Origin of the sequence: Pseudomonas prosekii (assembly GCF_900105155.1) — a bacterium.
Taxonomy (GTDB): Bacteria; Pseudomonadota; Gammaproteobacteria; order Pseudomonadales; family Pseudomonadaceae; genus Aquipseudomonas; species Aquipseudomonas prosekii.
In genome coordinates this window covers 5,806,225-5,819,944 of record NZ_LT629762.1, presented here as the reverse complement: position 1 = coordinate 5,819,944, position 13,720 = coordinate 5,806,225, and the positions used below count along the sequence as shown (strand labels likewise).

Genomic DNA, 13,720 nt, shown 5'->3' with positions numbered 1-13,720 from the left:
ACGGCATTGCGATACTTAAAATCTTCATCTACGCTTTTCCTTGTACTGTGCGTATTTTTTTGTTCCGCACGAGCGCAGGCCGAATTATCGCAAGATCAGCTCGCCGCCAAAACGCGAGGGATCGAACTTTATAATCAATACAAAGCGATTTCCGCGAAACCTAAACTTAAAATTGCAGCTGATGCGGGTGATCCAGAGGCACAATACTATCTAGGCGAAGCTATTCGTACAAACGATAAATATATGACTGCTGAAGCAGTGAGCTCATACGAAGCAGCGGCTCTGCAAGGCGATATCTACTCAATGATCCGGCTCGCCGGAGAGAAAAATGATCTCTGCGTAGTAATGAAAAATTGCCCAAAGACTCGGAAAGAGCCTGGCGAGTGGGGAAAAATGGCGTCGGATACCGCTAGCGCCCGCGCTGCGGAAGGAAGCGCCGAGGCTATGTACTTAAAGTACCGAGTTACCGGCGATGATAAATGGTTAGAAAAATCTGCGGAGAATGGTTATGTTTTTTCGCAATATTTTCTAGGAATAATGTATCGCCAAGGGCATGGTCACTTTTTATTGCCATCTCGCAGAGCTGAGGCTATTGAAGGCTTAATGAAAGCGTCTGCAGAAGGCGGCTATCCTAAAGCAATGCTTGAATACGGCGCAATTCTGGCAGAGAAAAACGATTACCAAGGGTTTAGGTATTGGAATAAAAAAGCGGCAGAAGCAGGATATGCGGTAGCAGTATTTGGCTATGGCTCTTACTTAGGTGAAGAAAAATCAGAATTCGGTTTTACCTACGACCCAATCAACTCGTACGCGTTACTCTCTGTACTACTAGAGTTAGATGGTGGTGGAGGGATGGTAGATTTAGTGAATTTTAAGCTGCCTGAACTCTCTGCAAAAATGACGGCCGAACAAATTTCACAAGCGACAGAGCTTGCAAAAGAATGGGCAGATACTCACCCGCCGCTCTCTTTTTTCCCAGATAAGCTGTGAAGCCATGAAATGAGAGCAATTTGGTTTATTACGTTTTTCACGGCATTATCGTTCTCGGCATTAGCGACAGAGCTTACGCCTGACCAACAGGTAGCAAAAACACAAGGCCTTGTATTTTATAATCAATTCAAAACAACGTTAGCTATTCCAAAGCTTAAAATTGCTGCCGACGCCGGCGATCAGGAAGCTCAATATTATCTCGGCGAAGCAATTGTTAGAAAATCGAAATATATGACTTCTGAGGCGAGCGCTGCGTACGAAGCGTCTGCATTACAAGGCAACATATATTCAATGGTCAGACTTTCTTGGAACAAAAACGACCTTTGCGTTGCTATGAATAATTGCCCAGCAGGGCAAAAAAATCCTGGTGAATGGCGCAAGATTGCATTAGAGGCAGCGGAACAAGAATCTTCTGACGGAAAAGCAGAAGCTATGTACTTGATGTTTCGACTCACCAGGGACGACAAGTGGTTGAAAAAGTCGGCCGATAGCGGGTATGCCTTTGCGCAGTATTACTTAGGAACAGGATATCGTGACGGAAAAGGCTTTTTCCTTCTGCCCTCTAGCCGGTCAGATCTCGTTGAGCAATTGATGAAGGCGTCTGCCGAAGGTGGATATCCGCCAGGAATGATGGCTTATGTAGAATTAATTGCCGCAAAAAAAGATTATGAAGCTGTTAGATTCTGGTATCAAAAAGCCGCTGAGTCTGGATATACAGAGGCTGTATTCGGGTATGGATCATATCTCGCAAAAAACCCGTCAGAAATCGGATTTCCCTATGACCCAGTCAAATCCTACGCAATCATCTCCACTCTACTGGAGTTAGATGGCGGTGGAGGCGTAAAGGAATTCGCTAAGGATTTGCTAGCAGAAATAGCACCTAAGCTCACATCTGAGCAAATAGCTCAAGCTACACAAATGTCTGTGGAGTGGAAAAAAACACACCCACCGCTTTCATACTTCCCAGACAAACTATGAAACTACAATCATTGAGAGCGGTTTGTTACGCCCTTTTACTTTCGGCAGGCCTATCTTTCCAAGCTAGCGCACAAACGTCCGACGAGCAGCAGTCTGCGAAGGTCCGGGGTTTGGAACTCTATAATCAGTTCAAAGCCGTATCCGCGCTGCCAGATCTGAAACATGCTGCCGAAGGTGGGGATGCAGAGGCGCAGTACTTTCTCGGTGAAGCTATTCGTACAAACAATAAATATATGACTGCTGAAGCAGTGAGCTCATATGAATCAGCGGCTCTGCAAGGCGATATCTACTCAATGATCCGGCTCGCAGGAGAGAAAAATCATCTCTGCGTAGCGATGAAAAATTGTTCAAAGACTCGGAAAGAGCCCGGCGCATGGGGGAAGATGGCTTTGGATACCGCTAGCGCCCGATCTGCGGAAGGAAGCGCAGAGGCTATGTACTTAAAGTACCGAGTTACCGGCGATGATAAATGGTTAGAAAAATCTGCGGAGAATGGTTATGTTTTTTCGCAGTATTTTTTAGGAATAATGTATCGCCAAGGGCATGGTCACTTTTTATTGCCATCTCGCAGAGCTGAGGCTATTGAAGGCTTAATGAAAGCGTCTGCAGAAGGCGGCTATCCTAAAGCAATGCTTGAATACGGCGCAATTCTGGCAGAGAAAAACGATTACCAAGGGTTTAGGTATTGGAATAAAAAAGCGGCAGAAGCAGGATATGCTATAGCGGTGTTTGGCTATGGGTCTTACTTGGGTGAAGAAAAATCAGAATTTGGTTTTACCTACGACCCTATCAACTCGTACGCGTTACTCTCTGTGCTACTAGAGTTAGATGGTGGTGGGGGGATGGTAGATTTAGTGAATTTTAAGCTGCCTGAACTATCTGCAAAAATGACGGCCGAACAAATTGTAAAATCGACAGAGCTTGCAAAAGAATGGGCGGATACTCACCCGCCGCTCTCTTTTTTTTCAGATAAGCTGTGAGGTCGTGAAATGAGAGCAAATTGGTTTATTACGTTTCTCACGGCATTATCGGTCTCAGCATTAGCGACAGAGATTACGCCTGACCAGCAGGCAGCAAAAACACAAGGGCTTGTATTTTATAATCAATTCAAACCAACGTTAGCCATTCCAAAGCTTAAAATTGCTGCCGACGCCGGCGATAAGGAGGCGCAGTATTATCTTGGCGAAGCGATCAGGAAAAACAAAAAATATATAGATAACGACGCAAAAACGGCCTACGAGAACTCCGCAAAGCAAGGCGATATTTACTCAATGATCAGACTTGGTCGAATGGACAAAGATCTGTGTATGAATATGGGTAACTGTTCAAAGAGCAAAAAGACGGCTAAAGAATGGCTTGAACAGGCTGAGTACCTCGCAATAAAGCAAGCGGGACAAGGTAACGCCGAATCTATGTATTTACTGTACGAGATTACGGGTAAAAACCAATGGCTTGTACAATCTGCGGAGAATGGATACCCACTGTCGCAATACTTGTTGGCCACTGAATACCTGGAAGGTGGCGGATTTTTTGTACTACCCTCCAGCAGAGCGGAAGCAGTTGAACATTGGATGAAGGCTTCTGCGCAAAACGGCTACCCAAGGGCAATGAGTGGAATGGCCGCGATTCTTGTAGAGAGAAAAGATGCTGCAAATGCCAGAGTTTGGGTAGAACGTGCTGCAGGTACAGGATATGTGGAGGCCCTCTTTAATTATGGATATTATCTAGCTGGCAAAAATGGCGAGTTTGGGTTTTCCGCAGACTACGTAACATCATATGCGTTGTTATCGCTGTTTCTGGAGTTAGACGGGGGCGGCGGAGCCAAGGAAGATGCCGAATACGTGATATCTAAGATCAAAAAAGAAATGGACCAATCTCAATTAAACGCAGCGCAAAAATTGGCAGCGAACTGGAAAAACACACATCCTCCCCTTTCCTTCTTCCCATTCAAGCTGAGCCGTTGAACGCGCATGTTAAAAAATCTTGTTTTCGTAGTCATGTGCCTACTCTCGATTTCGGTATATGCACACACGGCAACCGATGCGGAATTTTCCAAGATTCACGGCCTGGAACTATATAACCAATTCAAATCCATTTCCGCATTGCCTTATTTGAAAATCGCCGCCGAAGGTGGCGATCATGAATCGCAGTATTATTTGGGCGAAGCATTACGTAGGAATAAAAAATATATGACACCAGAGGCCCAACGTGCATATGAAGCATCGGCCTCTCAAGGTGACTTATATGCAATGATTAGACTTTCTCAACGCGGCGGCGATCTTTGCGTCCAAATGAATAATTGCCCAAGCGAGCAAAAGTCGCCAATGGATTGGCGTAAATCTGCATTGGAAGCAGCAACAAAGCAGGCTGAGATGGGTGACAGTGAGGCGATGTATTTGTTGTACCGGCTTACTGGCGATGAACAATGGTTCGAGCGGTCCGCAGAGGGCGGTTACGCCTTATCCCAATATTATCTAGGGGCGGAATATCGTGAAGGCAAAGGATTTTTTCTAACGCCTGCAAAACGGGCTGATGTTGTCGAACGCTGGATGAGAGCATCTGCCGAAGGCGGAAATCCTCAAGGTATGTTGGCGTATGCTGCAATCCAAGGGCGCAAACAAGACTGGCAAACGTTTAGATATTGGAACGAAAAAGCAGCACTTACGGGATACGTCAGTGCTGTTTATGGATATGGATCTTATTTAGCAGGACAATCGCCAGAATACGGCTTCAAGGAAGACCTGGTTACCGCCTATGCTTGTATTTCGTGGGTACTTGAAATGGACGGAGGAGGAGGTATGAAGGAATTTGCGCAGGAAGAACTTCCTCAAATCGCAGCGAGAATGAGCACTCAACAAATAAAACAATCAGAGAAACTCTTGACAGAGTGGAAAGCAAGTCGTCCCCCGCTTTCTTTCTTCCCAGACAAACTATGAAGTAACGGTTATTTGTTGATCAATTACAGAAACAAATTTCGAAATCGATGCGATTGAATAGCAGTTCATGGACGCGGCGCAGTACGAGCAAGGCATGAAGCTATTCCTGGGTCAGTGTCCCACCTCTGCCAGTTTGCAAGCGCAGAACTCAGAGCCTGCCCAACACGGGGCAGGCTTGTTTGCTCAGACTTCAGACCGGCGCCTTCCACACCAACATCCGCTGCTGCGCCACTTGCAACAAGTCGCAGCCGTCCTGCGTCAGCAGATAGAGCGCGTGGGTTATGTGGGGAATGTCTTGGACGTCTGCGTCTTTGAAGCTCATGCAGTGAAGCGTTTCCAGCAAATTGGCGGATGCACGATTGCGCTGTAGCGCGGCTTCGATCAGGTCGTGGGGATCGGCCTGGGTGTCGATGACCATGGGGCTTGAGTCGGTAGCGCTGCTTTTGATTGCGCGATAGCGATCTGGAAAAGGGTTAGGCGTTTGCATAGTGATGTCACTCGATGATTGGTTTGGGAAACCGCTGACACCGTGACCAAACGATGGGAGGCGGCTGTGTACAGGCTTGGTCAACCGACACCATCAAATCGGTTCGCCCGGAGGCGTCCAGCACACAGCCGCCATTGCAACGCACTACGAAGACTAAGAAGTCCGCGCCGCGAATGATGGCACAAATCTGTGCGATGGCATCAGGTGACCAAACCTGTTCGCTGATTTTGCAGCGAGGCCAAACAATAATCCTTCCGTAAACGCTCCATGAACCCCACACTCAAAGTCACCACCTGATCCCAGACGCGGTGCGCCATATTTCTATACCTGTGGCACATAAATAGCTCACCTACCATTTTGCTGGCATAAAAATGCCAATGTTTAGCTATTTTAGTGGCACAAAAATGTCAAAGTTTGGTTATTTCAATGGCACAAAAATGCCAAGACCAGGTATTTCAGGTGGCACAAAAGATGCGCGCTATTTCTGTGGTATTTAAATGCCATTTCAATGCCACGGAAATGCAGAAGCACGCCCTATCTGTGCTCATGTGAGCCATTTTGGACCTGTACCGGGGGTAGGATTATTTTTGTACCGGGGGGTAGGATTTTATATTTTTACAGGGCTTTGGAGGCCCAAAAAACGTACCGAGTCTATTACGTGCTGGGTGGATTTGGCGGTACACCAAAGGATGTCGAGGCTTCCCTAGCATACGATTCGATCCACTCACCCCACGTTTAGGGTTCAGGTTTAACGTGATATCTCTGGCGAGCAGTTCCACGGCAACAGTGCCTCATAGTCTGCCACCGACTGCGCATGTGGTAACTGCTCCAGTACGTGGCGTAGCCACGTATAAGGCTCTTGGCCGTTGACCTTGGCGGTCTCCACTAGGCTGTAGATCTGAGCACTGGCAGTAGCGCCTTTGGCCGTGTCGCTGAACAGCCACGCCTTGCGACCGATAACAAACGGCTTTATCGCGCGTTCCGCCGCATTGTTGTCGATCGGTAAAAACCCGGCCTCCACGTAACGCTCCAGCCGGCTCCAATTGTTGGCAAGATAGTTAACCGCCTTGCCCAGCACACTTTGCGGCGTCACTTGGGACTGAGTTTTATCCAGCCAGCTTTTCAACTGGGCTAGGATCGGCAGGCTCTTTTCCTGTCTGCCGATAAATCGTTGCTCGTCACTGACGCCCTTTAGTTCACGCTCGATGCCGTACAGCTTGTTGATCATCGTCAGGGCGATATCGGCACGTCCCGCCTTGCCCTTGGGCTGTACCTTTTGAGCATCGACAAACTTGCGCCGCACATGGGCCATGCACGCCAGACGTTCCACTCCGGGCTGTAATGCCAAGGCGTTGTAACCCGCGTAATCATCGGTCATGACGTAGCCACGATAACTTTCCAACAGGCGCAACGGCACTTCCTGCGCACGGCTGGAGGTGTAGTCAAACAGCACGACTTTTCGAGCCGGCGGCCCGCTGGCTTGCACCCACATCCAGGATTGGCTGGTTGGGTCTCGATCCGGTTCTTTAAGTACCTGGACGCGGGTTTCATCACAGTGGACGACAGGGCTTTCCAGCAACCGATCCCGCATCAGATTTAATAACGGTTGCAAGTGCTCGCCGCACTGGATGACCCAGCGCGCCAACGTTTGGCGAGGGATGTCCACACCATGACGGGCAAGTACGGTTTCAAATCGGTGGAGCGGCAGGCCGTCGACGTATTTAGTGGTCAACAACATCGCCAAGACACTCGGACTGGCCATGCTCTTTTCGATCAACTGAGCCGGTTTGTCAGCAGTGACCGGCGCCGCTTCACAACCACGACACCCGTAGACTTTGCGGATGTGTTTGATCACGCGGATTTGCATCGGCACGATATCCAGCTGCTCGCTAGTTTCTTCGCTGACGACATGCTTGCGGCAACCACAGGCACACGTCAGTTCGTGCTCGGGAAGTTCGTGGATGACTTCGATGCGCGGCAGATCAGCAGACAGAGGCTTGCGCTTGCCACGACGTGAAGTCGGAGCAACAACTTCTTCGTCAGCGTCGCCGATTGAAGGCATCGGCTCGCTTTCGGGCTCGTTGAACAACGCCAGTTGAGGGGTATTGGGTTCAACGGTCTGCTCGGATTTGCGACCGAACAAACGGTCGCGCAGCAGCTTGATCTGTTCTTTCAGATCGACGATATGAGTCTGGTATGCCTCAGCCGTTACCTGCTGACGACTGAGTGCCTCAAGCAACATTTGCTTGAGCAGAACAGGGTCGTCAGGGAGGTCTTCGGGCATCAAATTCATGCCCGGATTATACCCGTCAGGCGACGAATCTTGGCGTTAAAACCTTGTGTGGACGGTTGCGCCAGAGATCAAATCCATCCAGTAGCCAGTTCAGTTCTTGGACGGTCAGCACGATAGCCTCGTCCACCTCTTCGGGTGAAGTCTTAAAACGCTCGGACTCCAGGCGCTTGAGCCAAAGGCAGAAGCCGTTACGCTCCCAGTACAACACTTTGACCCGATTACGGTGGCGATTCAGAAAAACAAAGAGCACGGGGTCAAACACCGCGACCTTGATATCCAGTTCGACTAGCGCAGCTAGGCCATCAATGGACTTTCGAAAATCTACCGGCTTTGGGTAGAGGTACACTTTTTCAACGCTGGCATTGGGACGCATCATGGTGATGGACTCCTGATGGAAATCGGGAGGACAGCATCAGCCGTCAGCTATCCGCTTGGAATGTGGGGTTCATGGAGCGGATACATCCTTCCAGCCCAGCCACCGAAAGCGGACAAGGCGTCGTGCCTTGTAGGAACACTCCTCAACTCGCGCAGTTTCTTTGCCCAGATGAAACCCCTGTCAGAATTCCCCTCACGACCGGTGGCATACGCTCGGTTTAACCATCGCTTAACGCTGCGGTCCAAACCTTTACTGGACCGCACGCCCTCAGACCCGTCTGACGCCCAGTGCGGCAGGTTCGGCGCCTCCTGCGCCGAGCTGACTTTCAGCCTGCACCGGAGACTTTCCATGAACGCGCGCACTTTACTGCTCACTACCGCCCTCGCCTGCACCGCATTCGCCGGTCTGGCCCAAGCCAATGACACTTCCGACGCTCAAGCCGAGCCCTACCATTACGGCATGCCGCTGCACGTCGGCAAGGTGATTGCCTTGAATGAGCCGGCGAGGCTGGACTGCAAAGTGGTGACTGCTGACATGAAATACATCGATAGCGTCTCGGGCAAGCCTGCTCAAATCAGTTATCGGAAATTGTCCGACGCGTGCAGTTATCAAAACTGACAGATGTTTCTGATTTGGTTTTTTGCGGTTTCAAGACGAGGGCAGCGGCGCTATGCTCTGGGCGCCTCCCTCACTGCCGCAAGGATTCGCCATGCAGTTATCGTTTCGTACGTTATCGACGTTCACCGCCGTGTTGTGTTTTGCACTGGCGCTGATTTGGGGCTTGATGCCGGACCGGTTGCTGGCGATCTGGGATGTCGAATATTCGTCAGCGGCGGGATTGGTGGCGCGACGCGGGGCGGTATTGTTCGCGGCTCTGGGAGTGATCTTTTATCTGGTTCGCAACGAAGCGCCGTCAGTTTCCCGAAATGCCTTGAGCAACGGTTTCATCGTCGGATGCTGGGGCTTGGCAATATTAGGTGTCGGCGAATGGCTGAATGGCCATGCCGGCCCAGGAATCTTGCTGGCGGTTGTGGTTGAGCTGACGCTGGGTCTGGGGTTTGTCCAGACCCGGCGCGTCTCGGTAGAACTTGAAACGAGTGCTTAGATCGCTTTGCGATCCAGATGCAGCGGTCGAAATTCGGCCCTGTGCTGGATATCCGAGCGGAGCTCGGCGATCAAGTCATTGATTTCTCGGCAGCCGGTCAAACGCTTGGCGTTAATACCCGTTACCAGAAGATCAACGTGATCGGTTTGCTTATCGGCATACACTTTTACAGTCATGGTCAAATCAGGGGATAAGCTGCACTGACAGCGCTTCGGCAGGAAGCTGCTCTCAATGATATTGCGTAGTTCCAGGGCAGATAAAAACATGGCGACCCTCTCCTTAATGTGAGACTGCCAATCAACATAATTATCGGTCGGTGTTGGAATAACCCGTTGCTCATCCGTGCGGGTTGACGCATTCCATTTTCTGACCGCTCTCTTTCTTCCGACGCTGACTCTTCAAATCGCCGGTCAGCTTAAGAACATCTACAGCATAAAACATGCCCAAACTTTTGCTTCGCCCCTCGTCGGCAAATCAACGGTTTAGCAAGCAGGCCAGCAATTCAATGTCATGCAATTTGCAATAAACACCTTCAGGAGCACTGCAATTTGCAAACATGGAGGCGGGTTGCATTAGCGGTGAACGGCGGTAAGAATGCGACTCTGGGTTTCCGTTGACCGCATTCAATCGCAAGGAGGCAACATGGTTTCTTCGACTATTAATACGACAATCGGCCTGATAATCGCCGGGCTATCCTCCGCCGCGCACGCCGCGAAACTCGAAGAGACAGCACCCTTCCCCAAACCTGATAGCGGCTACACCCGCCAAGTCATTCACCTGGCGCCGCAAACTCAGGAAGACGCGTTTCAAGTCGAAATCCTGGCCGGCAAGACGCTGACCGTTGACTGCAACCGCCAGCGTCTGGGCGGAATTCTCGAGGAAAAGAATCTGGAAGGTTGGGGTTATCCGTTTTATCGACTGGATAAAGTTATCGGGCCGATGAGCACGATGATGGCCTGCCCTGATGGCAAATCCCGAAAAGACTTTGTGCCGGTGGTCGGCGATGGCTTCCTGCTGCGCTATAACAGTAAGTTGCCGATCGTTCTATATGTCCCCAAGGATGTCGAGGTTCGTTATCGGATATGGGCGGCGTCGAGCAAAGTCGAAAAGGCTGTGCAGGAATAGCCCAGCGCCAGGACTTGTACGCCCAATGCGATTCCGAGGAGCTGCCATTTGATTACCTGCCACGTCAGATATGTGATCGATCCTTACCAACTCAGTGAATTCGAAGAATACGCCCAAGCCTGGCTCGGTATCGTCGAGCGACTGGGCGGCACTCACCATGGCTACTTCCTGCCGTCCGAAGGCGCCAGCAATATTGCGTACTGCCTGTTCAGTTTCCCTTCTCTGGCCGACTACGAAAGTTACCGCCACATCGCCATGACTGACGCGCAAAGCACGGCGCTGGTCGCGTCGCTACTCGAGAAAAAATTCATCGTCAGCTACGAACGGACGTTCCTGCGCCCGATGCTGCCGCAGATACCACAGAGCTAGCCGGGTGACCGGTTCTGCTCATCTTCTCCAAGGAAGGAAACCATGAAGACTGTCGCCCTCCCCCTGATTGCCCTGATCGCGTTCGCGGCCTACACCGTATCAGTCATGCTCCGAGCGGAGCAGTCACTGATCGACTTCGGTATTAGCCTGATGTCGCGGCCAGATACCGCGCAAGTGGTGATTGACCTTTACCTTCTAGCCACGATGGCCGGTATCTGGATGTACCACGATGCCCGCAAACGTGGACAATCCGCACTGTCGGTGATCCCCTATCTGTTGATCACCGTTGTTTTCGTCTCGATCGGGCCGCTGCTGTATCTGGTGGTGCGAGGTCTGAAAGATCGGCGCAGGACGGTCGCTGCGCCAACCTCGTGAGACCCTTTCACCCAGCAGCTATTTCAGGCCGACTTTGTACAAGGTCCCGTCTTTCTCGTCTGTCAGTACATAGAGGTAGCCGTCCGGACCTTGGCGCACATCACGAATGCGTTCCTTGAGTTCGCCCATCAGCCGCTCCTCATGCACGACCTTGTCGCCATCAAACTGCAACCGGATCAGTTCCTGACTGACCAGCGCGCCGATGAACACGTTGTGCTGCCAAGGTTTGAAGCGGTCGGCATCGTAGAACGCCATACCGCTGATGCCTGGCGAAATTTCCCACACATGGTGGGGCTGCACAGTGCCTTCGGCAGTCTTGCCCGAGGCTTCCGGGATCGGTTGGCCGGAATAGTTGATGCCGTGAGTGGCGGTCGGCCAGCCGTAATTCTTGCCGCGCTCGACGACGTTGATTTCATCACCGCCCTTGGGCCCGTGCTCGTTCTCCCAGAGCGTGCCGCTCCATGGATTGAGCGCTGCGCCCTGTGGGTTGCGATGGCCGTAGGACCAGATCTCCGGGCGCACGCCGGACTGACCTACAAACGGATTGTCATCCGGCACTTTGCCGTCCGGGTAAATCCGCACGACTTTGCCCTGGAGCTTGTCGAGATCCTGCGCGGTTGGCCGGTCGTTGTTTTCACCCAGCGCAATGAACAGATACCCGTCGCGGTCAAACACCAGCCGCGAGCCGAAGTGATTGCCGACCGAAAGCTTCGGCTCCTGGCGGAAAATCACTTTGAAATCCTTGAGCGTTTTCAGGTCTTCCGACAAACGCCCGCGGCCAACTGCCGTGCCAGCCTTGTCACCCGCGCCACCCCCTTCGGCGTAGGACAGATAAACCATGCGGTCCTGTTTGAAGTCCGGCGACAACACCACATCAAGCAAACCACCCTGACCTTTGGCCCACACGGTCGGAACGCCGCTGATCGGCGCCGAGCGTTTGCCATCGGCGGTAACCACTCGCAGATTGCCGGGTCGCTCGGTCACCAGCATGCCTTGGCGATCGGGCAAAAATGCCAAGGCCCACGGATGTTCCAGGCCTTTGGTGATTGCAGTGACTTCAAGCGTGCCCTGCTCGCTTTTGAGTTCCTGGGTGGACGCCGCGAAAACAGGCGCTGCGGCGGTGATCAGTGCGCTGGCGCAGAAAGTGGCCAGAAGGGTTTTACGCAACATTCACGATTCCTTTTGTCGTTCGAATGGCTGACAGGACTCAGGCCTGCCGTTCAACGGTTGCTGCTGCCCGAGTCGCGGAGTGGCGGGTTTGGAATGAATTTGGGCGGTGTGCTTGGCACCGACCTTTGCTGCGGATAGCCATTACCGATGCCGCCGTTTTGCAGGGTCGGAGGACGCGGCGCCGGAGCGAACGTCGGCTGGCGAGTTTCAGGAGTATTGGGCTGCGTGCCCTGCATGCTGTTTGGATTGGCCCGGCGCGTTGGGCTGTTGTAAGGATTGTTATTGACGCCCGTCGGGCTCTGCGCGAGTAACAACGAGGAGCGTGAGGTATCGGCTTGCGCCATCGGGCCGAGCACTCCGCTCAAGGCCAACAGGGCGCAACCCAGCATTAATCTGTTCATGGAGAGCCTCTCTAAGGGCTACGGGGTCAGAATCTTCTGATGCCACGCTACGCCCGAGGTTCGCATTTGTTAACTGAAACCTCCGTCACAGATGTAACACCCGTTTACCGTGCCGCTTATCTCCCCGCAGGGCCGGGGCGCAAACCGCTGAAACTTTTGCGCGAAGCTGCGGGTCACCTGATCATCACTTGACGAGTAGACGACGATGGCCCGAGCAATATGGAAAGGCGCAATCAGTTTCGGCTTGGTGCACATCCCTGTGGCACTGGTGTCGGCCACGTCCCATCACGGCGTGGATTTCGACTGGCTCGATAGCCGCAGCATGGACCCGGTGGGCTATAAGCGCGTGAATAAAGTCACCGGCAAGGAAGTCACCAAGGAAAACATCGTCAAAGGCGTGGCCTACGAAAAGGGCCGTTACGTGGTGCTCAGCGAGGAAGAAATTCGTTCAGCACACCCGGTTTCGACGCAGACCATTGATATCTTTGCCTTTGTTGACAGTGAGCAGATCCCTCTGCAAAACATCGACACACCCTACTACTTGGCGCCGGACAAACGCGGTGGCAAGGTCTACGCCCTGCTGCGTGAAACCTTGAGTAAAACCAAAAAAGTCGCCCTCGCCCACGTTGTACTGCATACCCGCCAGCACTTGGCGGCGTTGATGCCGCTGGAGTCGGCGATGGTTCTGGTAATGCTCCGCTGGCCGGCGGAAGTGCGCGGTCTGGATGAACTGGAGCTTGGTAGCGAGGTGACCAAACCCGAGCTGGCCAAGGGCGAGTTGGAGATGGCCAAGCGCCTGGTCGAGGACATGAGTGCCGATTGGAAACCCGAGGATTACCGCGACAGTTTTGAAGACAAGATCATGGCGCTGGTTGAGCGCAAGGCCAACGAAGGCAAGATTGAGGATGTCGAGAGTGCGACTGGCGAGGAGGAACGCAAAACCGCTGATGTCATCGATTTGACCGAATTGCTGAAACGCAGCCTGGGCGGCAAGGCGCCGAGCAAGCCTGCAGCCAAACCACGTAAAACCGCGGCCAAAGCGGCCCCGGCGAAAAAAGCCACGAAGAGTTCTCGCGGCTGACGGCCGCCGAGCTCGCAGCACAAGGTAGTCGGCC

Annotated in this window: 17 protein-coding genes; 11 read left to right on the top strand and 6 right to left on the bottom strand. The window is 52.2% G+C overall.

Going from position 1 to position 13,720, the window contains the following annotated elements; translation table 11 throughout:
- The first annotated feature begins 6 nt into the window (after positions 1–6).
- The 5 genes from BLU01_RS26270 to BLU01_RS26250 all read left to right on the top strand — a co-directional run bounded on the left by BLU01_RS26270 (position 7) and on the right by BLU01_RS26250 (position 4,904).
- The gene (locus BLU01_RS26270; protein ID WP_231987115.1) at positions 7–990 is read left to right on the top strand and encodes a tetratricopeptide repeat protein; all 984 of its coding nucleotides are present in this window, start codon (positions 7–9) and stop codon (positions 988–990) included.
- A gap of 9 nt (positions 991–999) precedes the next feature.
- Positions 1,000–1,968, top strand: a complete 969-nt coding sequence (locus tag BLU01_RS26265) for a tetratricopeptide repeat protein (RefSeq protein WP_092280971.1) — start codon at positions 1,000–1,002, stop codon at positions 1,966–1,968.
- Positions 1,969–2,078: 110 nt separating this feature from the next.
- A complete protein-coding gene (locus BLU01_RS26260) occupies positions 2,079–2,948 on the top strand; it encodes a tetratricopeptide repeat protein (RefSeq protein WP_231987114.1) in 870 nt (289 codons plus the stop codon).
- A 9-nt stretch (positions 2,949–2,957) separates the two neighbouring features.
- Positions 2,958–3,932 carry a tetratricopeptide repeat protein gene (locus BLU01_RS26255; protein WP_092280967.1) on the top strand — a complete coding sequence of 325 codons (975 nt, stop codon included), beginning with the start codon at positions 2,958–2,960 and terminating at the stop codon, positions 3,930–3,932.
- A 6-nt stretch (positions 3,933–3,938) separates the two neighbouring features.
- Complete coding sequence (locus tag BLU01_RS26250; RefSeq protein ID WP_092280965.1) at positions 3,939–4,904, top strand: tetratricopeptide repeat protein; 966 nt, start codon at positions 3,939–3,941, stop codon at positions 4,902–4,904.
- Positions 4,905–5,094: 190 nt separating this feature from the next.
- On the opposite strand, the gene BLU01_RS26245 is transcribed toward BLU01_RS26250, so the two are convergent.
- From BLU01_RS26245 to tnpB, 3 genes are all read right to left on the bottom strand, one after another.
- On the bottom strand, positions 5,095–5,391 hold the full coding sequence (locus BLU01_RS26245) for a hypothetical protein (RefSeq protein WP_092280963.1): 297 nt from the start codon (positions 5,389–5,391) through the stop codon (positions 5,095–5,097).
- 748 nt (positions 5,392–6,139) lie between these two features.
- Positions 6,140–7,684 (bottom strand): IS66 family transposase, encoded by a 1,545-nt coding sequence (gene tnpC, locus BLU01_RS26240; RefSeq protein ID WP_092271806.1) that lies wholly within the window; start codon positions 7,682–7,684, stop codon positions 6,140–6,142.
- 16 nt (positions 7,685–7,700) lie between these two features.
- Complete coding sequence (gene tnpB / locus BLU01_RS26235; protein WP_231987099.1) at positions 7,701–8,060, bottom strand: IS66 family insertion sequence element accessory protein TnpB; 360 nt, start codon at positions 8,058–8,060, stop codon at positions 7,701–7,703.
- Between the two features lie 348 nt (positions 8,061–8,408).
- On the opposite strand from tnpB, the gene BLU01_RS26230 reads away from it, so the two are divergent.
- Together BLU01_RS26230 and BLU01_RS26225 are read left to right on the top strand one after the other, a co-directional pair.
- Positions 8,409–8,678, top strand: coding sequence for a DUF2790 domain-containing protein (locus tag BLU01_RS26230; protein WP_092280959.1), 270 nt, complete (start codon positions 8,409–8,411; stop codon positions 8,676–8,678).
- Between the two features lie 91 nt (positions 8,679–8,769).
- Positions 8,770–9,165: a hypothetical protein gene (locus tag BLU01_RS26225; RefSeq protein ID WP_092280957.1), complete on the top strand. Its 396-nt coding sequence runs from the start codon at positions 8,770–8,772 to the stop codon at positions 9,163–9,165.
- On the opposite strand, the gene BLU01_RS26220 is transcribed toward BLU01_RS26225, so the two are convergent.
- Positions 9,162–9,431: a DUF1652 domain-containing protein gene (locus tag BLU01_RS26220; protein WP_092280955.1), complete on the bottom strand. Its 270-nt coding sequence runs from the start codon at positions 9,429–9,431 to the stop codon at positions 9,162–9,164. The genes BLU01_RS26225 and BLU01_RS26220 overlap by 4 nt on opposite strands.
- A gap of 376 nt (positions 9,432–9,807) precedes the next feature.
- Between BLU01_RS26220 and eco the strand changes: the two genes are divergently transcribed.
- From eco to BLU01_RS26205, 3 genes are read left to right on the top strand one after another with little or no spacing between them, the layout of a single operon-like run.
- Positions 9,808–10,290: a serine protease inhibitor ecotin gene (eco, locus tag BLU01_RS26215; protein ID WP_092280953.1), complete on the top strand. Its 483-nt coding sequence runs from the start codon at positions 9,808–9,810 to the stop codon at positions 10,288–10,290.
- A 48-nt stretch (positions 10,291–10,338) separates the two neighbouring features.
- Positions 10,339–10,659, top strand: coding sequence for an NIPSNAP family protein (locus tag BLU01_RS26210; RefSeq protein WP_092280951.1), 321 nt, complete (start codon positions 10,339–10,341; stop codon positions 10,657–10,659).
- A 42-nt stretch (positions 10,660–10,701) separates the two neighbouring features.
- A complete protein-coding gene (locus BLU01_RS26205) occupies positions 10,702–11,034 on the top strand; it encodes a DUF2834 domain-containing protein (protein ID WP_092280949.1) in 333 nt (110 codons plus the stop codon).
- 18 nt (positions 11,035–11,052) lie between these two features.
- On the opposite strand, the gene BLU01_RS26200 is transcribed toward BLU01_RS26205, so the two are convergent.
- Both BLU01_RS26200 and BLU01_RS26195 read right to left on the bottom strand, forming a co-directional pair.
- Positions 11,053–12,204 carry a PQQ-dependent sugar dehydrogenase gene (locus tag BLU01_RS26200; RefSeq protein WP_092280947.1) on the bottom strand — a complete coding sequence of 384 codons (1,152 nt, stop codon included), beginning with the start codon at positions 12,202–12,204 and terminating at the stop codon, positions 11,053–11,055.
- A gap of 50 nt (positions 12,205–12,254) precedes the next feature.
- Positions 12,255–12,605 carry a hypothetical protein gene (locus BLU01_RS26195; RefSeq protein ID WP_092280945.1) on the bottom strand — a complete coding sequence of 117 codons (351 nt, stop codon included), beginning with the start codon at positions 12,603–12,605 and terminating at the stop codon, positions 12,255–12,257.
- 205 nt (positions 12,606–12,810) lie between these two features.
- On the opposite strand from BLU01_RS26195, the gene ku reads away from it, so the two are divergent.
- Positions 12,811–13,686 carry a non-homologous end joining protein Ku gene (gene ku / locus BLU01_RS26190; RefSeq protein ID WP_092280943.1) on the top strand — a complete coding sequence of 292 codons (876 nt, stop codon included), beginning with the start codon at positions 12,811–12,813 and terminating at the stop codon, positions 13,684–13,686.
- The last annotated feature ends 34 nt before the right edge of the window (positions 13,687–13,720 follow it).